Origin of the sequence: Streptomyces fagopyri (genome assembly GCF_009498275.1) — a bacterium.
In the GTDB taxonomy this organism is placed as follows: Bacteria; Actinomycetota; Actinomycetes; order Streptomycetales; family Streptomycetaceae; genus Streptomyces; species Streptomyces fagopyri.
This window is the reverse complement of the sequence record NZ_CP045643.1, coordinates 7790519-7811674: the sequence shown is the minus strand read 5'-3', so window position 1 is coordinate 7811674 and position 21156 is coordinate 7790519. Positions and strand designations below refer to the sequence as shown.

The 21156-nt window shown below is 71.7% G+C and carries 23 protein-coding genes and 1 riboswitch; of the genes, 12 read left to right on the top strand and 11 right to left on the bottom strand.

Translation table 11 applies throughout. The features are described from left to right. Nucleotides 1–78 precede the first annotated feature (78 nt). The 3 genes from ddaH (at nt 79) to GFH48_RS33830 (ending at nt 2961) form a co-directional block, all read left to right on the top strand. Nucleotides 79–900 (top strand): dimethylargininase, encoded by an 822-nt coding sequence (ddaH, locus tag GFH48_RS33840; RefSeq protein WP_153291887.1) that lies wholly within the window; start codon nt 79–81, stop codon nt 898–900. After that, nucleotides 897–2123 carry an ornithine--oxo-acid transaminase gene (gene rocD / locus GFH48_RS33835; protein ID WP_153291886.1) on the top strand — a complete coding sequence of 409 codons (1227 nt, stop codon included), beginning with the start codon at nt 897–899 and terminating at the stop codon, nt 2121–2123. The genes ddaH and rocD overlap by 4 nt, the downstream gene beginning before the upstream one ends. Before the next feature lie 112 nt (nt 2124–2235). Next, nucleotides 2236–2961 (top strand): lysophospholipid acyltransferase family protein, encoded by a 726-nt coding sequence (locus GFH48_RS33830; RefSeq protein ID WP_153291885.1) that lies wholly within the window; start codon nt 2236–2238, stop codon nt 2959–2961. A gap of 361 nt (nt 2962–3322) precedes the next feature. Here GFH48_RS33830 and GFH48_RS33825 read toward each other — a convergent pair whose 3' ends face one another. The 8 genes from GFH48_RS33825 to GFH48_RS33790 all read right to left on the bottom strand — a co-directional run bounded on the left by GFH48_RS33825 (nt 3323) and on the right by GFH48_RS33790 (nt 10646). Continuing rightward, complete coding sequence (locus tag GFH48_RS33825) at nt 3323–4933, bottom strand: alpha/beta hydrolase (protein WP_153291884.1); 1611 nt, start codon at nt 4931–4933, stop codon at nt 3323–3325. 130 nt (nt 4934–5063) lie between these two features. Next, the gene (locus tag GFH48_RS33820) at nt 5064–5822 is read right to left on the bottom strand and encodes an urease accessory protein UreD (protein ID WP_153291883.1); all 759 of its coding nucleotides are present in this window, start codon (nt 5820–5822) and stop codon (nt 5064–5066) included. Continuing rightward, nucleotides 5819–6502, bottom strand: a complete 684-nt coding sequence (gene ureG / locus GFH48_RS33815; protein ID WP_153291882.1) for an urease accessory protein UreG — start codon at nt 6500–6502, stop codon at nt 5819–5821. Before ureG ends, GFH48_RS33820 begins: the two co-directional genes overlap by 4 nt. 165 nt (nt 6503–6667) lie before the next feature. Beyond that, entirely contained in the window at nt 6668–7342 is a 675-nt protein-coding gene (locus GFH48_RS33810; protein WP_153291881.1) for an urease accessory protein UreF, read from the bottom strand. Next, nucleotides 7342–9063 (bottom strand): urease subunit alpha, encoded by a 1722-nt coding sequence (locus GFH48_RS33805; protein WP_153291880.1) that lies wholly within the window; start codon nt 9061–9063, stop codon nt 7342–7344. Before GFH48_RS33805 ends, GFH48_RS33810 begins: the two co-directional genes overlap by 1 nt. Further along, nucleotides 9056–9367 carry an urease subunit beta gene (locus GFH48_RS33800; protein ID WP_153291879.1) on the bottom strand — a complete coding sequence of 104 codons (312 nt, stop codon included), beginning with the start codon at nt 9365–9367 and terminating at the stop codon, nt 9056–9058. Before GFH48_RS33800 ends, GFH48_RS33805 begins: the two co-directional genes overlap by 8 nt. A gap of 16 nt (nt 9368–9383) precedes the next feature. Next, a complete protein-coding gene (locus GFH48_RS33795) occupies nt 9384–9686 on the bottom strand; it encodes an urease subunit gamma (RefSeq protein ID WP_101408483.1) in 303 nt (100 codons plus the stop codon). A gap of 681 nt (nt 9687–10367) precedes the next feature. Next, on the bottom strand, nt 10368–10646 hold the full coding sequence (locus GFH48_RS33790; RefSeq protein WP_153291878.1) for a type II toxin-antitoxin system Phd/YefM family antitoxin: 279 nt from the start codon (nt 10644–10646) through the stop codon (nt 10368–10370). Between the two features lie 325 nt (nt 10647–10971). Here GFH48_RS33790 and GFH48_RS33785 point away from each other — a divergent pair, with 325 nt between their 5' ends. The 3 genes from GFH48_RS33785 (at nt 10972) to GFH48_RS33775 (ending at nt 12936) form a co-directional block, all read left to right on the top strand. Beyond that, complete coding sequence (locus tag GFH48_RS33785) at nt 10972–11628, top strand: ATP-dependent Clp protease proteolytic subunit (RefSeq protein ID WP_153291877.1); 657 nt, start codon at nt 10972–10974, stop codon at nt 11626–11628. A 7-nt stretch (nt 11629–11635) separates the two neighbouring features. Then, complete coding sequence (locus GFH48_RS33780) at nt 11636–11941, top strand: hypothetical protein (protein ID WP_153291876.1); 306 nt, start codon at nt 11636–11638, stop codon at nt 11939–11941. Between the two features lie 331 nt (nt 11942–12272). Beyond that, nucleotides 12273–12459, top strand: a riboswitch (cyclic di-AMP (ydaO/yuaA leader). A gap of 3 nt (nt 12460–12462) precedes the next feature. Then, nucleotides 12463–12936 carry a C40 family peptidase gene (locus GFH48_RS33775; RefSeq protein WP_153291875.1) on the top strand — a complete coding sequence of 158 codons (474 nt, stop codon included), beginning with the start codon at nt 12463–12465 and terminating at the stop codon, nt 12934–12936. A gap of 61 nt (nt 12937–12997) precedes the next feature. Here the strand turns inward: GFH48_RS33775 and GFH48_RS33770 are convergent, their stop codons facing one another. Further along, entirely contained in the window at nt 12998–13768 is a 771-nt protein-coding gene (locus tag GFH48_RS33770) for a LysE family translocator (RefSeq protein WP_153291874.1), read from the bottom strand. A gap of 118 nt (nt 13769–13886) precedes the next feature. On the opposite strand from GFH48_RS33770, the gene GFH48_RS33765 reads away from it, so the two are divergent. Then, entirely contained in the window at nt 13887–14798 is a 912-nt protein-coding gene (locus GFH48_RS33765) for a LysR family transcriptional regulator (protein WP_153291873.1), read from the top strand. 47 nt (nt 14799–14845) lie between these two features. Here the strand turns inward: GFH48_RS33765 and GFH48_RS33760 are convergent, their stop codons facing one another. Next, nucleotides 14846–15304: an ATP-binding protein gene (locus tag GFH48_RS33760; protein ID WP_153291872.1), complete on the bottom strand. Its 459-nt coding sequence runs from the start codon at nt 15302–15304 to the stop codon at nt 14846–14848. Between the two features lie 212 nt (nt 15305–15516). Here GFH48_RS33760 and GFH48_RS33755 point away from each other — a divergent pair, with 212 nt between their 5' ends. Beyond that, nucleotides 15517–16374: a helix-turn-helix domain-containing protein gene (locus GFH48_RS33755; RefSeq protein ID WP_153291871.1), complete on the top strand. Its 858-nt coding sequence runs from the start codon at nt 15517–15519 to the stop codon at nt 16372–16374. 12 nt (nt 16375–16386) lie between these two features. Then, complete coding sequence (locus GFH48_RS33750; protein ID WP_153291870.1) at nt 16387–16611, top strand: DUF397 domain-containing protein; 225 nt, start codon at nt 16387–16389, stop codon at nt 16609–16611. A 12-nt stretch (nt 16612–16623) separates the two neighbouring features. Here GFH48_RS33750 and GFH48_RS33745 read toward each other — a convergent pair whose 3' ends face one another. After that, a complete protein-coding gene (locus GFH48_RS33745) occupies nt 16624–17757 on the bottom strand; it encodes an 8-amino-7-oxononanoate synthase (RefSeq protein ID WP_153291869.1) in 1134 nt (377 codons plus the stop codon). A 163-nt stretch (nt 17758–17920) separates the two neighbouring features. Here GFH48_RS33745 and bioB point away from each other — a divergent pair, with 163 nt between their 5' ends. Genes bioB through bioD form a run of 3 tightly spaced genes read left to right on the top strand, consistent with a single transcriptional unit; the run spans nt 17921 to nt 21123 of the window. Further along, nucleotides 17921–19138: a biotin synthase BioB gene (bioB, locus tag GFH48_RS33740; protein WP_153291868.1), complete on the top strand. Its 1218-nt coding sequence runs from the start codon at nt 17921–17923 to the stop codon at nt 19136–19138. Beyond that, complete coding sequence (locus tag GFH48_RS33735; protein ID WP_153291867.1) at nt 19131–20411, top strand: adenosylmethionine--8-amino-7-oxononanoate transaminase; 1281 nt, start codon at nt 19131–19133, stop codon at nt 20409–20411. The genes bioB and GFH48_RS33735 overlap by 8 nt, the downstream gene beginning before the upstream one ends. Before the next feature lies 1 nt (nt 20412). Beyond that, the gene (gene bioD / locus GFH48_RS33730) at nt 20413–21123 is read left to right on the top strand and encodes a dethiobiotin synthase (RefSeq protein ID WP_153291866.1); all 711 of its coding nucleotides are present in this window, start codon (nt 20413–20415) and stop codon (nt 21121–21123) included. Nucleotides 21124–21156: the final 33 nt, after the last annotated feature.

Below are 21156 nucleotides of genomic sequence, written 5' to 3'. Positions count from 1 at the left end.
TCGCTTGTCGCCCGTATCCCCCGTTTCCTACCTTGGAGACACCCCCGTCAACATCGCAGGAAGCGGAGGAACCTCTCTGTGCCTGACAGCCGTGTGCCGCGCCCCCGGCGCTTCCTCGTCTGCGAACCCAGACACTTCGCCGTGCAGTACGCGATCAACCCCTGGATGCACCCCGACGCCCAGGTGGATGTCGATCTGGCCCATGGCCAGTGGAAGGCGCTGATCAGCGCCTATCGTGCCCATGGGCACACCGTGGACACCGTGGAGCCCGTGGCGGATCTCCCGGACATGGTGTTCGCGGCGAACTCCGCGCTCGTCCTCGCGGGCCGTGTCTTCGGTTCGTTCTTCCACGCGCCCCAGCGCCGCCCGGAGTCCAGCGCCTACGAGACCTGGTTCAAGGCCGCAGGCTTCGACGTCTACCGCCCCGAATCCGTGTGCGAGGGCGAGGGCGACCTCGTCCCGGTGGGCCGCTACCTCCTGGCGGGCACCGGCTTCCGTACGACCAGGGACGCGCACCGGGAGGTCCAGGAGTTCTTCGGCGTCCCGGTGATCAGTCTCCAGTTGGTGGACCCGCGCTTCTACCATCTGGACACGGCTCTCTTCGTCCTGGAGGAGGGGCCGGGGGCGAACATCGCCTACTACCCGGAGGCGTTCTCGGCCGGCAGCCGCGAGGTGCTGGAGCGGCTCTTCCCGGACGCGGTGGTCGCGAGCCGCGAGGACGCGATGACGTTCGGTCTGAACTCCGTCTCGGACGGCCGTCACGTCTTCATCTCGCCGCGCGCCGAGGCCCTCGCCGACCAGCTCGCCCGGCACGGCTACGTCCCCGTCCCCGTCGACCTGTCCGAGTTCCACAAGGCCGGCGGCGGCATCAAGTGCTGCACCCAGGAGATCCGCTCATGACCGCTCCCGCCCGTACGCACACGTCCGCCGAGCTGATCCGCGCCGAGGCGCCGGTCCTCGCGCACAACTACCACCCGCTCCCCGTCGTCGTCGCCCGCGCCGAGGGCACCTGGGTCGAGGACGTCGAGGGCCGGCGCTACCTCGACATGCTGGCGGGCTACTCGGCCCTCAACTTCGGCCACCGCAACCCCGTGCTGATCGAGGCCGCGCACCGCCAGCTCGACCGGCTCACCCTGACCTCCCGCGCCTTCCACAACGACCGGCTGGCCCACTTCGCGGCGTCCCTGGCCCGGCTGACGGGCCTCGACATGGTCCTGCCGATGAACACCGGCGCCGAAGCCGTGGAGAGCGCCGTCAAGGTGGCCCGCAAGTGGGCCTACGAGGTCAAGGGCGTCGCCCCGGACCGGGCGACGATCGTCGTGGCCGCGGACAACTTCCACGGCCGTACGACCACGATCGTCAGCTTCTCCACGGACGAGACGGCCCGCAGCGGCTTCGGCCCCTTCACCCCGGGCTTCCGGATCGTTCCGTACAACGATCTCGCGGCGCTCGAAGCCGCGGTCGACGAGACGACCGCGGCCGTGCTGATCGAGCCCATCCAGGGCGAGGCGGGCGTCGTCATCCCCGACGACGGCTATCTGGCCGGTGTGCGCGAGCTGACCAGCCGGAAGGGCTGTCTGTTCGTCGCGGACGAGATCCAGTCGGGCCTGGGGCGGACGGGCACCACCCTCGCCGTCGACCACGAGGGGGTCGTCCCCGACCTGCTGCTGCTCGGCAAGGCGCTCGGCGGCGGCATCGTGCCGGTCTCGGCGGTGGTGGGGCGCCGCGACGTCCTGGAGGTACTGCGACCCGGCGAGCACGGCTCCACGTTCGGTGGCAACCCGCTCGCCGCGGCGGTCGGCTCGGCGGTCGTCGAGCTGCTGGAGACGGGTGAGTTCCAGCGCCGGGCCGCCGAGCTGGGTGTGGTCCTGCGGGACGGCCTGGCGGCGCTCGTGGGCAAGGGGGTAGAGGGCTTCCGCGCGCGCGGGCTGTGGGCGGGCGTCGACATCGATCCGTCCATCGGTACCGGCCGCGAGATCAGCGAGGGCCTCATGCGCGAGGGAGTCCTGGTCAAGGACACCCACGGCTCGACCATCAGGCTCGCCCCGCCGCTGACCATCACCGCCGACGAACTCCGCTCCGCGCTCGCGGCCCTGGAGAAGGTACTGGCACAAGGGGTCTGATACCGGCCACGGGGCCACAGAGAGTGACACCCGAACGGTTACCCCCGGCGACGGGCACGCCTAAACTGATCGCTCCCCGGGGAGGGCCCGGAGGAACAGAGGAGCGCTTCAGGTGTTTTATCACGTGCTCAAACATGTGCTTCTGGGTCCGCTGTTGAGGCTGGTGTTCCGGCCTCGGACCGAGGGCCTTGAGCACATACCGTCGTCGGGGGCCGCCATCGTGGCGGGCAACCACCTGTCCTTCTCGGACCACTTCCTGCTGCCCGCGATCCTCAAGCGGCGGATCACCTTCCTCGCGAAGGCGGAGTACTTCACCGGGCCGGGCATCAAGGGCCGCCTGACGGCCGCGTTCTTCCGCAGCGCCGGGCAGATCCCGGTCGACCGCTCCGGCAAGGAGGCGGGACAGGCCGCGATCCGGGAGGGGCTCGGCGTACTGAGCCGGGGCGAGCTGCTCGGCGTCTACCCGGAGGGCACCCGCTCGCACGACGGGCGCCTCTACAAGGGCAAGGTCGGCGTCGCGGTCATGGCCCTCAGGGCCGGGGTACCGGTCGTCCCCTGCGCGATGATCGGCACCTTCGAGGCGCAGCCGCCGGGCCAGAAGATCCCGAACCTCCACCCCGTGGTGATCCGCTTCGGCGAGCCCCTCGACTTCTCCCGCTACGCCGGTATGGAGAACGAGAAGGTCATCCTGCGTGCCGTCACCGACGAGATCATGTACGCCGTCCTGACCCTCTCCGGGCAGGAGTACGTCGACCGGTACGCGGCCGACGTCAAGGCCGAGGCGGCCGCCGAGAGCGCGGAGAACGCGCGCAGGTTCCCGCGGATGCCGTTGAGTTGACGGTCCGGGCCGCCTGGGGCCGGAGGACCGGTGCACCCGTGGACCAATGGGCCGTGGATGACTGGACGACCGCTGAGACGTGGGCTTGAGCCCCGTGGCCCCGGAGGACCGGCGGTCCCGTGGACCGACCGGCGAACCCATGCACCAGCGGGCCCGACCGCCCCGTCGGCCCATGGAGCAGCGGGGTCCGGACGACCGGCGAACCCATGGACCAGTGGGCCCGAACGACCCGTGGAACCCGAGGACCTGGTGGATCGGTGGTCCCGGTGCCCGGACGCCGGGACCAAGTGGCGGGCGCGGCGGGCTCATCCACGCGAAAGGGGCGGCCGGAGGACCCGGCCGCCCCTTCGTGTGCGGCGTGTTACGGCGCCGGCGTGGCGTGCGGCGTGCACGTCACATCGGCCGAGTCCGTCCGGCCGGTGAGCAGGTAGGTGTCCACCCGCGAGTTGATGCACGGGTTGACCAGGCCGGTCACACCGTGCGAGCCCGCGCCGTTCTCGGTGATGAGACGGGAGCCCTTGAAGCGCTTGTGCAGTTCGACCGCGCCCGCGTACGGGGTGGCGGCGTCACGCGTGGACTGCACGATCAGGACGCTGGGCAGGCCCTTGCCGGTCTTGACCTCGACCGGGGTCTGCTGCTTGACCGGCCAGGTGGCGCACGGCAGGTTCATCCACGCGTTGGCCCACGTCATGAACGGGTAGTCCTTGTTGAGCCGCGTGTTGTCCCTGTCCCACTTGTTCCAGCTGGTGGGCCACTTGGCGTCGGTGCACTCGACCGCGGTGTAGACGGCGTTGCCGTTCTCCGCGGTGATGTTGCCCGCGGTGTCGGACAGGTCCGGAGCGGCCGCGTCCACCATCGCCTGGGTGTCACCGGCGACGTACTTGCTGAAGACCGTCGCGACCGGCACCCACGAGGAGTCGTAGTACGGGGCGCTCTGGAAGAAGGAGATCAGCTCGGCGGGTCCGACGACCCCGCCCAGCGGGCTCTTCTTCGCCGTGGCGCGCAGCTTCAGCCACTGGTTCTGCACCTTGGCGCGGGTGTCGCCGAGGTGGAAGGCCGCGTCGTTCTTGGCGACCCAGTCCTCCCAGTCCTTCCAGCGGCCCTCGAAGGCCACGTCCTGGCCCAGGTTGGCCTCGTACCAGATGTTCTCCCGCGCGGGGTTGACCACGCTGTCCACGAGCATGCGGCGGACGTGCCCCGGGAAGAGCGTGCCGTAGACGGCGCCGAGGTAGGTGCCGTACGAGACGCCCAGGTAGTTGAGCTTCTTCTCACCGAGCGCGGCGCGGATGACGTCCAGGTCGCGGGCGGTGTTGGGGGTGGTCATCTGCTGCAGGACGGCCTTGCCGCTGCGCTCGGCGCAGCCGTCCGCGTACTCGGCGGCGAGCTTGCGCTGGGCGCGCTTGTCCGCCTCGGAGCCGGGGACCGGGTCGGCCTTGGGCGCCTTCACGAACTCCTGCGGGTCGATGCAGGAGATGGGCGCGGAGTGGCCGACACCACGCGGGTCGAAGCCCACGAAGTCGTACGCCTTCGAGGTGTTCACCCAGAGCGGGTTCTTGTTGGTGACCCGGGTCGGGAAGCGCATGCCGGAGCCGCCGGGGCCGCCCGGGTTGTAGACGAGGGCGCCCTGGCGCTCCGCCGTCGTCCCGGTGGAACCGATGCGGTCGACGGCCAGCTTGAGCTGCTTGCCGTTCGGGTGGGCGTAGTCCAGCGGGACGCTGACCCAGCCGCACTGGATGGGCTTCACGAAGCCCCAGTCGGCCGGGCAGTCCTGCCAGTCGATCCCCGCCTTGGCGGCCCGGTCCGCGGCGACGGCGGCACCGCGCTGCTCGCGGCTCTGGCCATGGCTCCGGCTCTGACGTGAGTCGGCGGTGGCCGACGGGGCCGCCACGGCTCCGGCTATCAGGGTCGCCGTGACGAGCACGCCGGCCGAACCGAGCGCCGTCACCCGCTTCGTCGGTCTCTTGGACCTCAAGTGGGACCTCCCCGTACATCGTTGCGATTGGTACGGCGATCCTTTCGGCTGTGAGGTCCCTGAGAACAGGGGTGACCGGGCTTCTTTACTAATCCGATAAGCGGTGCGTGGCGCCCCGTTGAGCGGATATTCAGCCGAGCGACCTCAACGCGTCGTCCAGAACCCGCCGCAGCCGCAGCGCGTCCGGTGCCAGCGCGCTCACCAGAACAGCCGGTCCGGCCAGCGGATTCACCGCCGCGCACTCCCCCAGCAGCCGTGCCGCCGGCATCTCCTTCTCGAACTCCGGTCTCACGACCAGAAGTTGTCCGAGGGCGCGGTGTCCCCCGAGGACGGCCGGCCCGTCCCATCCGCCGGGCGCTCCGGGGCCGCACGACAGCTCCTGGTCCAGCAGGGTCCGTCCGCCGAGCCGCAGGGTGAGACGGCTGGTGAGCCGTCCCGGTTGCTCGCCGGCGCGACCGAGTACCTGCTCCTCCCGGAACACCAGACGCGCGCCGCGCTCCAGATCGATTCGCGAGGTGACGTACAGATCACTCCCGGCCGCGGAGATCAACTGCTCCGGGAGCCAGTGCAGTTCACCTCCATCGGCTACGCGCAGCCGCACGTCGTAGCGGGCTTCGCCCTTGGTCTGCCCGGGCAGGGCGATGGTCGCCGCGGCCGAACCGACGTGCAGGCGGGCCCCTTCGGCGACGGTCGCCTCCACCGCGAAACGGTCGTTGCCGAGCGGACCGCTCATCGCGCCGACGAGCATCACCCGCGCCTCGTCTCCGTGCGCCCGGGTGCGGCGCGGCGCGATCGGTCCCTCGCCGTCCAGTACGGGCAGCGAGGTGCCGCCCCGGCCGTCGGCGCGTGCCCCGATCCGTGCGGTGGCCCGCACGCCCGTTGTCGTCATGCCGTCCACGCGGTGAGCCGTTCACGCACCCAGTCCGCGACGGCCGTGACGCCGTCCTCCATCCTCAACGATTGCAATACCACAGGTAGTTCGGCTCGCTGTGCCTTGGCGTCGGCGGCCATCCGCCCCAGGTCGGACCCCACGTAGGGCGCGAGGTCGGTCTTGTTGACGACGAGCAGATCGGCGGTGGTGACCCCGGGGCCGCCCTTGCGCGGGATGTCGTCGCCGCCCGCCACGTCGATCACGAAGATCTGCGCGTCGACGAGCCCCCGGGAGAAGGTCGCCGTGAGGTTGTCCCCGCCGGACTCGACCAGGATCAGGTCCAGCGGCCCGGCCTCGTCCTCCAGGTCCTCCACCGCTTCGAGGTTCGCCGAGATGTCGTCCCGGATCGCGGTGTGCGGGCAGGCTCCCGTCTCGACGGCGGTGATCCGCTCGGGGGGCAGCACGGCCTCCCGCAGCAGGAACTCGGCGTCCTCGCGCGTGTAGATGTCGTTCGTCACGACCGCGAGCGACAACTCGTCGCGCAGGGCCCGGCAGAGCGCGGCGACGGTCGCGGTCTTGCCCGATCCCACGGGTCCGCCGAGCCCGATCCGCAGGGCGCGACGCGAGCCGTCGGGACGCCGTGCGTCGGCGCTCACTGCGGACGCCCCGTCGTGAGCGAGGCGGTGGTCGAGATGCATGGTTGCGGCTCCTTTTCCCGGCCAGGACCGGACACTTCGACTTTTCCAACCTACGGACTCACATCGGGCCCGTCCGGCGTAACACGACGATGACGAGCCCTCGGGTGCACGGGGCCCGGGGACGCAATCCCCGGAGCCGTGGCGACGACTCCCCACGCGGGCCCACTACGACGCGAACAGCCTTACGGCCCACGCGGCATGCGCCTCCGCACCGATCTCCAGGAGTGGAGCACCCCTCGCGGGCAACGCGTCGACCCCCTCGACCACCACACGTCGCGCCGCCTCGGCCGCCTGGTGGGCCACCCGGTCCAGCTCCGGCGCCAGCCTGGCCAGTACCGCCGTGGCGTCGAAGGGGTCCAGGCTGAGCAACCGCACGGTCGCCGTCGCCGGCCCGCTGACACTCTCGTACGCGGAGCAGTACGCCGCGTCCTCGGGCCCGAGTCCGGCACTCCGCGCCGCCACCCCGAGCACCACGGGCTGGTGCGCCCCCTTGGGGAACCCCGCTGCCAGCGCGTCGAGTTCCCCGGACGGCCAGGCCGCCCGCGCCGCCCGCATCAGCTGCCGCCCGAGCCGCCGCGCGGCCCCGCGCAGGGCGGGCGACGGCGTCCGGGCGTCCGCGGCCGAGTCCAGTGCCACCGGGTCGACCCCGAGCGCGGCCGAGGCGGCGAGGGCGGCCGACACGAGACCCGTCGTGTGCAACCGCCCCCGGCAGAAGTCCTCCAGGCTCGCCGCCCCGCTGATCCGTCCGGCCTTGACGGCCGCCTCGGCCCCGCCGGAGTGCGCGTGCCCTCCGGCGGGGAAGCGGCCGTCCGCCAGGACGAGAAGTGCGGCCCGGGACATCAGAAGAGGAAGTAACGCTGGGCCATGGGCAGTTCCGCGGCCGGTGCCGCCTCGACCAGCTCTCCGTCGATGTGCACGGCGAAGCTGTCGGGGTCGACCCCTACGTGCGGCCGGGCGTCGTTCTCCCGCATGTCGGCCTTGGTCACCGCCCGGGTGGAGTCGATCGCCATGAACCGCTTGCTCAGCGAGAGCCGTTCCGGCAGCCCGTCCTCGATCGCGAGCGGCGCCACGAAGTTGAAGGAGTTCGCGGCGGGCGCCCGCCCGATGGCGCCGAACATCGGCCGGGGCAGGATCGGTTGCGGCGTGGGGATGGACGCGTTGGCGTCGCCCATCTGCGCGTACGCGATCTGCCCTCCCTTGATGACCAGTTGGGGCTTGACGCCGAAGAACGCCGGTTCCCACAGCACGAGGTCGGCGAGCTTGCCGGTCTCGACGGAGCCGATCTCGCGGGCGAGTCCCTGCGCGAGCGCCGGGTTGATCGTGTATTTGGCGACATAGCGACGTACGCGGTGGTTGTCCGCGCGTCCGTCGCCCGGCAGGGCCCCGCGCCGCCGCTTCATCACATGGGCCGTCTGCCAGGTCCGCAGGATGACCTCGCCGACGCGGCCCATCGCCTGGGAGTCCGAGGAGATGATCGAGATCGCGCCGAGGTCGTGCAGGATGTCCTCGGCTCCGATGGTCGAGGGCCGGATGCGCGACTCGGCGAAGGCCAGGTCCTCGGGGACGGCCGCGTTGAGGTGGTGGCAGACCATCAGCATGTCGAGGTGTTCCTCGGCGGTGTTGACGGTGTACGGCCGGGTCGGGTTGGTGGAGCTGGGCAGCACGTGCGGTTCGGAGACCACCGTCATGATGTCCGGTGCGTGCCCGCCGCCGGCACCCTCGGTGTGGTACGCGTGGATGCCGCGCCCACCGATCGCTGCGAGCGTGTCGCCGACGAACCCGGCCTCGTTCAGGGTGTCCGTGTGGATGGCGACCTGGATGCCGGTGCGGTCGGCGACGGTCAGCGCGGCGTCGATGACGGCGGGCGTGGACCCCCAGTCCTCGTGCAGTTTCAGTCCGAGCGCGCCGCCACGGATCTGCGACAGCATCGCGTCGTGCGAGACGGTGTTGCCCTTGCCGAGCAGACCGAGGTTGAGCGGATACCCCTCCATCGACTCCAGCATCCGGGCCAGATGCCAGGGGCCGGGGGTGACGGTGGTGGCCTTGGAACCCTCGGCGGGACCGGTGCCGCCGCCCACCAGGGTCGTGATGCCGGAGGCGAGTGCCTCGTCGGCGATCTGGGGGCAGATCAAGTGGACGTGCGCGTCGATGGCGCCCGCCGTGACGATCCGTCCGTTGCCCGCGATGATCTCGGTCTCCGGACCGATGACGAGGTCGGGGTGGACACCGTCCATGGTGTCGGGGTTGCCGGCCTTGCCGATACCGGTGATCCGGCCGTCGCGGATGCCCAGGTCGGCCTTGACGATCCCCCAGTGGTCGATGATCACCACACCCGTGACGACCGTGTCCGGCGTGCCCTCCGCGCGGGTGGCGCGCGACTGGCCCATGGACTCGCGGATGACCTTGCCGCCGCCGAACACGGCCTCGTCACCGGCGCGCCCGGGGCCGCCGGAACGGTCCTCCTCGATCTCGACGAGCAGGTCGGTGTCGGCGAGCCGGATACGGTCGCCGGTGGTGGGGCCGAACAGGTCGGCGTACGCGCCGCGCGAGAGCTCAGGCATCGAGGGCACCTCCGGTCTCGCCGCGCAGGCCGGGCACGACACGGGCACCGGCGAGCGGTACGAGTTCGACGTCGACGGGGATCCCGGGCTCGAAGCGCACGGCGGTGCCCGCGGCGACGTTGAGCCGTTTCCCGCGCGCGCCGGCGCGGTCGAACTCCAGGCCGGGGTTGGCCTCGGCGAAGTGGTAGTGGGAGCCGACCTGGACGGGTCGGTCGGCGGCGTTGAGGACGGTCATCCGGGTGACCTCGCGGCCCTCGTTGAAGGCGACGGGTCCCTCGGCGAAGAGGATCTCTCCGGGAATCACGGTGCTCGCTCCCCCGTCAGACGATCGGGTCGTGGACGGTGACGAGTTTGGTGCCGTCCGGGAAGGTCGCCTCGACCTGGACGTCGTGGATCATTTCGGGGATGCCCTCCATGACGTCGTCGCGGGTGAGGATCTTGCGCCCGGAGGACATCAGTTCCGCCACGGTGCGGCCGTCCCTGGCTCCTTCGAGGATGTGCGACGTGATGAGGGCGACGGCCTCGGGGTGGTTCAGTCTCAGTCCGCGGGCCCGGCGCTTCTCGGCCACGTCGGCGGCCACGTGGATCAGCAGCCTCTCTTGCTCGTGCGGGGTCAGTTGCACGGCGTCCCACCTCACAGTCCTCGCTCCGGACCGTGCGGGGTCCGGTGGCCGCAGCCACCAAAACCCCTGGTGGCGTGGATGCGCACGCTAGTTGGCCGTCGTTTCGTGGACGTTAACCGGCCCGTGGTCCACACGTGCCGACGCGATGGGCGCCGCCGGGGCCGGCCAGGGGGCCGGTGACCGGTGGCCCCCGACGATCTTCACTCGCACCGCGCGCACCTCGGCGGAGCGGCGCGCCGGGTCACGGCGGACGCGGGTGCCCGGTCACGGCGGACGCGGGGCCGCTCGGCGTGCCGGCCGGCCCCGCGGCGAGCGGACGGACGCCCCAGGGCCGATGTGATCCGCCCTCGCCACCCCGGACACCCCCGTGAGGCGGACCGTATACGGCGCGCCCTCGGCCCACACGCGCGCACGGCGTACACCGAACCCTTCGCCGATCACGACATGTCCCCGGCTCCTCCGCCGCGTACGACATGCCCCGACGCCTTCGCCGCGTACGGGGTACTCCGCGCCTCTTCGCGGCGTGCGGATACCCCGGGCCCCTCCGCCGCGTACGGCACACCCCACACGCTTCTCCGCGTCCGGCGTTCTCCGGAAACGCGCCGCTCCGCACCGCATCGCACCGCGCCCGGCGTCCGGAGCTCGGCTGCCGACCCGCGTGCGTCCTCGACCGCCGTTCCGCTACGAGACGTTGGGTCCCTGGTGCTCCGCGGCGATACCGAAGCGCTGGCGCTCCCGCGGCGCGGACGCGACCTCGCGAACACTGGAGAGCGAGCTGACCACCTGCTCGTCGGCGAGCTCCCGGAGCTCTTCGAGCCGCTCCAGGTCGGCGGCGGAGACGAGGGCGACGAGAGGCTTCCCGTGTCGCGTCACGACGACACGCTCGCCCCCGTACACCACCCGGTTGATCAGATCGGCGAGCTCAGCCCTGGCTTGCGTCACCGGAATCTCGTAGGCCATGCCCACCAGCTTAGACCGGAGCCCCGACGCTCTCCCGAAACGGACGAAGACCCCCGGTACCGCGCGCAGCGACGGCACCCCACCTCCGACGGCGCCCGCCCCTACGCCCGGCGACGCGACTTCGGCGTCGCCCCCACATAGACGGAGCGCCCCACTCCCCTTCTCCGTGCTCTCCGTGCTCTCCGTGCTCTCCGTGCTCTCCGTGCTCTCCGTGCTCTCCGTGGGATTTTTCGCTGTGGGCCGATTTCCTCGACATGATCTGAACGTCCTGTACGTTTTTTACAGAGAGCGGCTCAGAGGGGAGCCGCCCGGAGGAGGCGCAGTCATGTACGAACCGTCCGCCCGCCATGTCCTGCCCGAGTTCACCGAGCGCACGACCACGGGACACCGGACCGTCGACCCGTACTCCAAGCTGCTCGACGAGCGCATCGTGTTCCTCGGGACAGCGATCGACGACACGTCGGCGAACGACGTGATGGCCCAGTTCATGTACCTCGAACACCAGGCGCCGGAGCGGGACATCTCGCTCTACGTCAACTCCCCGGGCGGCTCGTTCAGCGCGATGACGGCGATCTACGACACGATGCGATTCGTCACCTGCGACGTGGAGACCGTGTGCCTGGGGCAGGCCGTGTCGGTCGCCGCCGTACTGCTGGCCGGCGGCACTCCTGGAAAGCGGTTCGCCCTGCCGGGCGCCCGGGTGCTGATCCGTCAGCCCTCACTCGACGGGCCCGTACAGGGTCAGGCGAGCGATCTCGCGCTCCAGGCAGCGGAGTTGACGCGCACTCGGAAGCTGCTGGAGGACATGCTCGTACGGCACACGGGGCAAAATCCCGAACAAGTCGCCGCCGACATGGAGCGGGACACGATCCTGGACGCGCGGGCCGCGCTGGCGTACGGGCTGGTGGACGGGATCATCCCGAGCCGCAAGAACGCGCGCACCGCGCCCGGTGCGAGGAACGCCACACCCGACGCGAGGTGATCCGCCGATGGTGCCCGAACTGCCCCCGCTGCCCGCACTGACCCACGCCGAGGCCGAACTGATAGACCGCTACCTCGACGTGGTCGACCTGGTCGGCCGTATCAACCCGGGCCGCCCGGGAGACACCTATCGCGGTCTGCGCGCCGCCCAGGCACTCGTCGGCAAGGCGACCGCGCTGCGTGACGCCCTGGCCCTGATGCACCAGCGCGGCGAGAGCGAGGTGCACGCGCCGACCCTCGCGCAGGCCCTGCGCGTCCTGGACGGCGAGCGGCGGGCCGCCCGCGTCACCCTGCCCCCCGCATCCGGCAGTTGACGCGTCCGCACCCGGGCCGTCGCGCGATGCGCCCGGCCCGGGTTTCAAACGGACCAGTCGGCGTACCCCCTAACGGCGTAGACGCACGTCCTTTCGGGTGGCCCGAAAAGTTGCGCAACACGCGTAGCCAAAAGGCGCAATGAGATGTTCCGGTGCTGGTAAGAGCGTTGTCGACGTCCCCAACACCCCTCGAACAGAGGAGTGTCCACCCGAACGGGTGAGTGGTGAGTAACCCCACAAATCATCGGTTCCGCTCGGATTTTCCGACATCCATGCGTGAAGATCCCTCCGACGACAAGCCCCCGCCACACCGGCGGGGCGGTCCGGGCGGACGCCGAATCCTGCCGCCGCCCGGATGACCGGTCGACAGATGTGCATCGGCAGGAGTGGAGGACCCAGCAAGACGGGCCGCCGGAGAGAACCGGGCGGTCCTTGGGGTGAAGCCGCGTACGCGGCCGGGCTACTTCGCCAGCCCGAATCCGACAGGTCATCCTTCACAGGCGGTTGACGAAGGGTTGCGCATGACTGCGCTCAATCGTGTCCCGTCGCTGCTGACCCGGGCCGGTACGGCCTCGGCTCTGACCATCGCCGCCGTGGGCGGCAGCCTCGTGGTCCCGGGCGTCGCCGCCGACGCCGAGGCGGCCACACCTGCGACGAGGGCACTCCAGATCGCGGCATCCAAGAAGGGCGCCCCGTACCTGTACGGTGCCACCGGGCCGCGCCGGTTCGACTGCTCCGGACTCACGCTGTACTCGTACAAGAAGGCGGGCAAGAAGCTGCCTCGTACGGCCGCGGGGCAGTACAACAAGAGCCACCACATCTCCGCCTCGCACCGCAAGGCCGGTGACCTCGTGTTCTTCCACTCGGGCCGGAACGTGTACCACGTCGGCATCTACGCCGGAAAGGGAAAGATCTGGCACTCCCCGAAGAGCGGGGAGGTCGTGAAGCTCCAGAAGATCTGGACGAAGAGCGTCTGGTACGGCCGTGTGAGCTGACCCGGCCCGGGGGGCGGCGGTGCCGGGCCGCCGCCCCCCGGGCACGCGAACCGGAGGGCCCTCAGGCCGTCAGCGGCTCCAGGAGGAGCACCAGGCCCAGCACCGTGAGCGCGCTCCCGGTGACCCCCTCCACCGCGCGGGCGGCACGCGGCCCGCGCAGCCAGCGGCCGAGCCGGTCGACCAGCAGGGCGACCGCCGGGAACCACACCAGGGCGAGGGCCACCACGATCAGGGCCAGCACCAGGGTGCGGGGCATCGCGGGGCTGCCCGCGGGCACGAACTGCGGCAGCAGGCTCAGGAAGGTGATCGGCGCCTTCGGGTTGAGCGCGTTGGTGACGAATCCCTGCCGCAGCGGACTACTCCGGTCGCCCGGCACACCGGAGACCGCGCCGCCGGACACGATTCCGCCGGAAGCCGCGCCCCCGGGCACGGTCCGGCCGGAGACCGCGCCGCCGGACACGACGCCGCCGTACGGCGTCCCGCCGGGGACCGCCGAGCGCTCCCTCGCTCGCTCCCGGTCGCGCCGCCGCTCCGGGTCCCGGGCCCGCCGCCGTCGCAGGCCGTCCAGCGTCCGTACCCCGAGGTACAGGACGTAGACCCCACCGAGGAACTGCAGCGTCCGGAACAGCGCGGGCACGGCCGCGAGGACGGCGGCGACGCCGGCGACGGCCAGCGCCGTGTGCAGGAGAAGCCCGCCCGCCACCCCGAGCGCGCACGCCACCCCGGCGCGGCGGGAGACGAGAGCGTTGCGTACGACGACGGTGAAGTCGGCGCCGGGCATGGCGACCATTCCCGCGGCCACTGCGGTGAAGGCGATGAGCTGTGCGTCCATGGCCCCAGGCTGCCCGGGTGAGGCCTTAAGCGGGTATGTCGAATATCCTGGGTCTGCCTTAAGCAATCGTTTGGGCCCGGGCTCCGCCGCGGGGTCCCCGGACCTGGGGAGCCGCTCGATGTACGACCCGACACGGCTCGCGGCCCTGGTGGCGGTCGCCGAGGCGGGATCCATCACCCGGGCCGCCGAACGCCTCGGTTACAGCCCGCCCGCCCTCTCCCAGCAGCTCGCCAAGCTGGAACGGGAGGCCGGCGCCCTCCTGCTGGTGCGGTCCCATCGCGGGGCACGGCTCACGGAAGCGGGCGAGCTGCTCGTGGCGCGGGCCCGCCGGGTGCTCGACGAGATGGAGCGGGCCCGGCACGAACTGGCCCGGCTGACCGGTCTGTCGGGCGGAACCCTGCGGCTCGGCACCTTCCAGACGGCGGGCATCCATCTGCTGCCGCCGGTGCTCAGCGCCTTTCGCCGCGCCCATCCGGACGTGGAGCTCACCGTCGCGAACTACGAGCCCCCGGACGGTGTCTCGGCGGTCGCCGCGGGCGAGGTGGACCTCGCGCTGACCCACACCTACGAGCCCGCGGACCCGGCGCCGCTCCCCTCGTCGGTCCGCGCGGAGCCGGTCCTGGTCGAGGAGCTGGTGCTGGTGACCGCGCCGGGACACGTCCTCGCCGACGGTGCGGCCCGGCTGCCGCTCTCCGCGCTCGCCGGGCAGCCGCTGATCAGCATGGCCCCGGACCATCCGCCCCGGCAGGGCGTGGAGGCCGCGCTGGCCCGGGTCGGGGCGACTCCCGCCGTGCGGGTCGAGAGCCCCGGGTATGCCCTGGTGTGCGCGCTGGTCAGCGCGGGGCTCGGGGTCGCGGTCGTACCGGAGATGGTGGCCAGGACGGCGGTCACTCCGGTGGGGCTGCGGCTGCTGGAACCGGGAGATCTGCGCCGTACGATCTCCGTCGTCCACCGGACCGACCGGCAGGCACCCGCCGCCGAGGCCTTCCGGGCCCTGCTGCGCGGCGTGTTCGGGCGCGCCACGCGGTAGGCGAAGCGACAGGGGCACTCGGTGGGGCACGGCAACTGATCGTTTCCTCAGGGCTCTTGTGGACCCCCGGCCACCACCGGCTGGGCCGGCACCGTCCACGGCATCTCGATCAGGACCGTCTTGCCGCCCTCCCGGGTGGGGCGTACGAGGACCCTGCCGCCGCACTCGGCGGTCAGCCAACGGATGATCACCATCCCCCGCCCGTTGTCCTGTTGGACGGCGGCGGGCAGGCGTTTCGGGAAGCGCGGATGGCTGTCGGTGACGCCGATGCGCAGGTGTTCGTCCCGCTCCAGCCGGACGTCCACCGTGAAGGTGGGCGACTGGCCGAAGGTGTGCTGGACGGCGTTGGTGGCTAGTTCGGACACGATCAGCCGTACGGTGTCCGCGGCTTCGGCGTCGCACGGCAGGCCCCATTCGGCCAGCACGTCGATGACGAAGTTCCGGGCCGCGGAGACCGAGGCGGGATCGCTCGGCAGAGTGACGGATGCTTCCTGGTGATCTGCCATGACGACGTCGTCCCTTTCCCACGGGACCGGAGTCCGACACGGAGCGGATGGTTCGAGTACGGTCCCGGACTGGTGCTTCGCGCCAGACTGCCATCACCGGGCCGGTCACGGGCGCGATCCACCGAGATATGCATATATCTGTCGCTCGAAGCGGTGAACTCTGCGACGGCAGACCGTATTTGGGCGGCTCGGAAGGAGTAAGGAGTACGGCCATGCAGCACGGTCCCGCGGTACGCCGCCGCAAACTCGGTGCCGAACTGCGCGCGCTGCGCGCCGGTGTGAGCCTCACCAGCGGTGAGGCGGCCCGTCTCGTCGGCTGGCACCAGTCGAAGGTGAGCCGGATCGAGACGGGGATCAGCGGGGTGAAACCGGCCGACGTGGAGCGCTTGCTGGACGCGTACGGCGTCCGTGAACCCGGGTTACGGGAGCTGCTCCTCGGACTGGCCGGATCCGAGGGCAACGGGCGCCATCACTGGTGGCACGCCTATCGGGGGGTTCTGCCGCCCGCCTACCGGGACTTCATCAGCCTGGAGTCCCAGGCCAGCGGTATGCGCACGCTGGAGACATCCGTGGTGCCGGGGCTGCTCCAGACCCCCGAGTACGCCCGCGCGGTGACCCGGGCGGCCGTGGGCGGGCTCGAGGACCACAAGCTGGACGCGCTCGTCGAGGTGCGCCTCGCCCGGCAGGACGTGCTGCGTTCGGATCCGCCGCTGGAGCTGACCGCGGTCCTGGACGAGGCCGTGTTGCGTCGTGAGGTCGGCGGACCCGAGGTCATGGCACGGCAGCTGGCGCGGCTGCGGGAGGCCGCCGCCCTTCCCCAAGTGCGCCTTCAGGTACTGCCGTTCGCGGCGGGGGCGCACGCCGGAGTGACCGGGCCTTTCGTTATTTTCTCATTTCCGAACACAACTGATCTGGATGTGGTTGTTCTCGACCACTTGACGAGTAGCCTCTACCTCGAGCGGAAAGAAGACCTTCAGGCCTACACCGAAGCCTTCAACGCCCTTCGGTTCCACGCCCTTTCACCCGAGGACTCGTTGGACTACATCGCCGGGATACGTGACGGCGCGTAAGGAGGCACCCCCATGACCGCACTGCCTCGGTACGTACCTCTCAGTACTTCACTCCATGACGTGCGCTGGCTGCGCAGCAGCCGCAGTACGGGAATGAACAACTGCGTCGAGACCGCACGACCCGGCCCGGGACCCTGGGCCGGACTCGTCGCCGTGCGCGACTCCAAGAACACGGCGGGCCCCGCCCTGCTGTTCACCCCCGCCAGCTGGGAGGGGTTCATCGCCGGACTGGACTGACCGCCCTCTCGTTCACCGGTTCTCGGAGATCACCCGTACGGCCCGCTCGATCTGGGCGTCGGTGAGATCCGCGCGGGCGGTCAGCCGCAGCCGGGAGATTCCGTCGGGCACGGACGGGGGGCGGAAGCAGCCGACGGCGAGCCCCGCCTCCCGGCAGTCCGCCGCCCACCGCACGGCCCGCTCGGGGGACGGCGCGCGCACCGAGACCACGGCGGCGTCCGGCCGTACGGCCTCCAGGCCCTCGGCGGTCAGCCGGGTGTGCAGCGCCGTCGCCACCGCGCGGGCCCGGTCGGCGCGCGCCGGCTCGCGGCGCAGCAGCCTGAGCGCCGCGAGGGCCGCGCCCGCCGCCGCCGGTGCCAGCCCGGTGTCGAAGATGAAGGTGCGCGCCGCGTTGACCAGGTGGTCGATGACCGGCGCGGGTCCGAGGACGGCGCCGCCCTGGCTGCCGAACGACTTGGAGAGCGTGACGGTCACGACGACGTCCGGAGCGCCGGCGAGCCCTGCGGCGTGCGGAGCGCCCCGGCCGCCCCGGCCCAGCACCCCGAGTCCGTGCGCGTCGTCGACGAGCAGCGCCGCCCCGTGCGCGCGGCAGGCCGTGGCCAGTCCGGCCAGCGGTGCCGCGTCGCCGTCCACCGAGAAGACCGTGTCGGAGACGACGACGGCGGGGCCCTCGTGCGTCCCGAGCGCCTTGCGCACGGCGTCGGGGTCGGCGTGCGCGACGACCTGCGTGGCGCCGCGGGCGAGCCGGCAGCCGTCGATGAGCGAGGCGTGGTTGCCCGCGTCCGAGACGATGAGCGAGCCGTGCGGCGCGAGCGCGGTGACGGCGGCGAGATTGGCCGCGTACCCGGAGGAGAAGACGAGCGCGGCCTCGAAGCCGCAGAAGCCGGCGAGCTCGCGTTCGAGTTCGGCGTGAAGTTCGGTAGTGCCGGACACGAGCCGCGATCCGGTGGCGCCCGCTCCCCAGCGGTGGGCGGCGTCCGCCGCGGCGGCCGTGATCTCGGGGTGGTGGGCGAGACCGAGATAGTCGTTGCTCGCCAGATCGAGCAGGGCCGAGTCGGCGGGGCGCGGGCGCAGGGTACGGACGAGTCCGGCCTGTCGGCGCTGGTGCGCCTGCTCGTCGATCCATGCGAACGGCGATCCGGCCATGCTGGCGCCTCCGGGCCCTGGGGGTGGTGGTTTTGTAGGCAGTGCACAGACCCTAGCGGCACGGCCCGGCACCCAGGATGTGGCAATACCCACACGTCGAACCGAGTCTGTTGTGCGATCTCTCCTTGGCCGCACCCGCTCGGATACGTCAGGATCGGATCTCATGGACCTGCTGAACACGCTGGTGGACAAGGGGCTTCGGCGCGAGCTGCCGACCCGTGACGAGGCGCTGGCCGTGCTGGCCACGTCCGACGACGACGTGCTCGACGTGGTGGCCGCGGCCGGGAAAGTCCGCCGGCACTGGTTCGGCCGTCGAGTGAAACTCAACTATCTGGTCAACCTGAAGTCCGGGCTGTGCCCCGAGGACTGCTCGTACTGCTCGCAGCGGCTCGGCTCCAAGGCCGACATCCTCAAGTACACCTGGCTCAAGCCCGACCAGGCCTCGCAGGCCGCGGCGGCGGGGCTGGCCGGGGGCGCCAAGCGCGTCTGTCTGGTGGCCAGCGGCCGCGGTCCGACCGACCGCGACGTGGACCGCGTCTCCGACACCATCAAGGCGATCAAGGACCAGCACGAGGACGTCGAGGTGTGCGCCTGCCTCGGGCTCCTCTCCGACGGTCAGGCCGAACGGCTGCGCGAGGCGGGCGCGGACGCCTACAACCACAACCTCAACACGTCCGAGGGGACGTACGGGGACATCACGACCACGCACACGTACGCCGACCGGGTGGACACCGTGCAGAAGGCGCACGCGGCGGGTCTGTCCGCCTGCTCCGGTCTGATCGCCGGCATGGGCGAGAGCGACGAGGACCTCGTGGACGTCGTGTACGCGCTGCGCGAGCTCGACCCCGACTCCGTTCCGGTGAACTTCCTGATCCCCTTCGAGGGAACCCCGCTCGCCAAGGAGTGGAACCTGACACCGCAGCGGTGTCTGCGCATCCTGGCGATGGTCCGCTTCGTCTGCCCGGACGCCGAGGTCCGCATCGCGGGCGGCCGTGAGGTCCATCTGCGCACGATGCAGCCGCTGGCCCTCAACCTGGCCAACTCGATCTTCCTCGGTGACTACCTGACGAGCGAGGGCCAGGCAGGCAAGGCCGACCTGGAGATGATCGCGGACGCCGGGTTCGAGGTGGAGGGCGCCGGCGAGGTGACGCTGCCGGAGCACCGGGCGAACGCGGGCGGGGGCTGCGGCGCGCACGCGGACTCCGGGTGCGGGGCGCACGAAAGCGGTGCGTGCGGGTCGCACGAAGGCGGCGGCTGCGGGTCGCACGCGGGCGGCGGTGTGTGCGGTTCGGCTCCGGTCGAGGTGCCCGCCGAGGCGCGTACGGATCTGGTCGCCGTGCGCCGCCGGGGTGCCGGAACGGATCTCGCGCCCAATGCCTGACCTGTCCCTGCGGGAGCTGCTCGACCTGGACCGACGTCATGTCTGGCACCCGTACGGGCCGATGCCGGGCCGCCAGGAACCGCTCGTCGTGGAGTCGGCGAGCGGGGTGCGGCTGAGGATGGCGGACGGCTCGGGCGAACTGGTCGACGGGATGTCGTCCTGGTGGTCGGCCATCCACGGCTACAACCACCCGGTGCTGAACGACGCGGCGCACGGCCAGTTGGAGCGGATGAGCCATGTGATGTTCGGCGGGCTCACGCACGAGCCCGCCGTGCGGCTGGCCAAGCGCCTGGTCGACATCTCCCCCGAGGGACTGGAGCACGTCTTCCTCGCCGACTCCGGTTCGGTCTCGGTCGAGGTCGCCGTCAAGATGTGCCTCCAGCACTGGCGTTCGCTCGGCCGGCCGGCCAAGCAGCGGCTGCTGACCTGGCGCGGCGGCTATCACGGGGACACCTGGCAGCCGATGTCGGTGTGCGACCCCGAGGGCGGCATGCACGAACTGTGGCAGGGCGTGCTCCAGCGCCAGGTGTTCGCCGACGCGCCGCCGGCCGGGTACGAGGAGTCGTACGCCGCGCACCTGCGCGAGCTGATCGGGCGTCACGCGGACGAACTCGCCGCGGTGATCGTGGAGCCGGTGGTGCAGGGCGCGGGCGGGATGCGCTTCCACTCCCCCGCGTATCTACGGGTGCTGCGGGAGGCGTGCGACGCGCACGACGTGCTGCTGGTGTTCGACGAGATCGCCACCGGGTTCGGCCGTACGGGCACCTTGTTCGCGGCCGAGCACGCGGGCGTGACGCCGGACGTGATGTGCGTGGGCAAGGCGCTGACCGGTGGGTACCTGACCATGGCGGCGACGCTGTGCACGGCCCGGGTGGCCGAGGGCATCTCGCGCGGCGAGGTCCCGGTGCTCGCCCACGGCCCGACCTTCATGGGCAATCCGCTCGCCGCCGCGGTGGCCTGCGCCTCGATCGACCTGCTGCTCGGACAGGACTGGCAGACCGAGGTCAAGCGGATCGAGGCGGGACTGCGGGAGGGGCTGGCGGAGGCCTCCTCGATGCCGGGGGTCCGGGACGTCCGCGTGCTGGGCGCGATCGGTGTCGTCCAGCTCGACCACGAGGTGGACATGGCGGCGGCGACGGCCGCCGCCGTGCGCGAGGGCGTGTGGCTGCGGCCGTTCCGCGACCTCGTCTACACGATGCCGCCGTACGTCACCGGTGACGAGGACGTGGCACGGATCGCCCGCGCGGTCCGCGCGGCGGCGCGGGAGGGATGACATGGCTGTCCTGGTGATCACGGGGACGGGCACGGAGGTGGGCAAGACGGTCACGACGGCCGCGGTCGCCGCCGTCGCCGTGGCCGCCGGACGGTCGGTGGCCGTCCTCAAGCCCGCGCAGACGGGCGTGGGTCCGCACGAGCGGGGGGACGCCGACGAGGTGGCCCGGCTCGCGGGGGCGGTGACGACACTCGAACTCGGCCGCTACCCCGAGCCCTTGGCCCCCGCGACGGCCGCCAGGCGGGCCCGCCTGGCTCCGGTGCGGCCCCGCGAGGTGGCGGACGCGGCCGCGAAACTGGCCACCGAGCACGACCTCGTCCTGGTCGAGGGGGCGGGCGGCCTGCTCGTCCGCTTCGACGACGAGGGCGGCACGCTGGCGGACGCGGCGGCACTGTTGGACGCGCCGGTGCTGCTCGTCGTGGCGGCGGGCCTCGGCACCCTCAACACGACCGAGCTGACCGCGCGTGAGATCCGGCGCAGGGGGCTGGACCTGGCCGGGCTCGTCATCGGCAGCTGGCCCGAACCCGCCGACCTGGCGTCCCGTTGCAACCTGGCGGACCTGCCCGTGGTGGCCGAAGCGCCGCTGCTGGGCGCCCTGCCCGCGGGGGCCGGCGGCCGCCCGCCCGCCGCGTTCCGCGCCGGGGCACCCGGGTGGCTGGCACCGGGCCTGGGCGGCACCTGGGACGCGGACGCCTTCACCGGGTCCTGTTGAGGCGCTGCCGAGGGGTGTGACGGGCCTTCACGG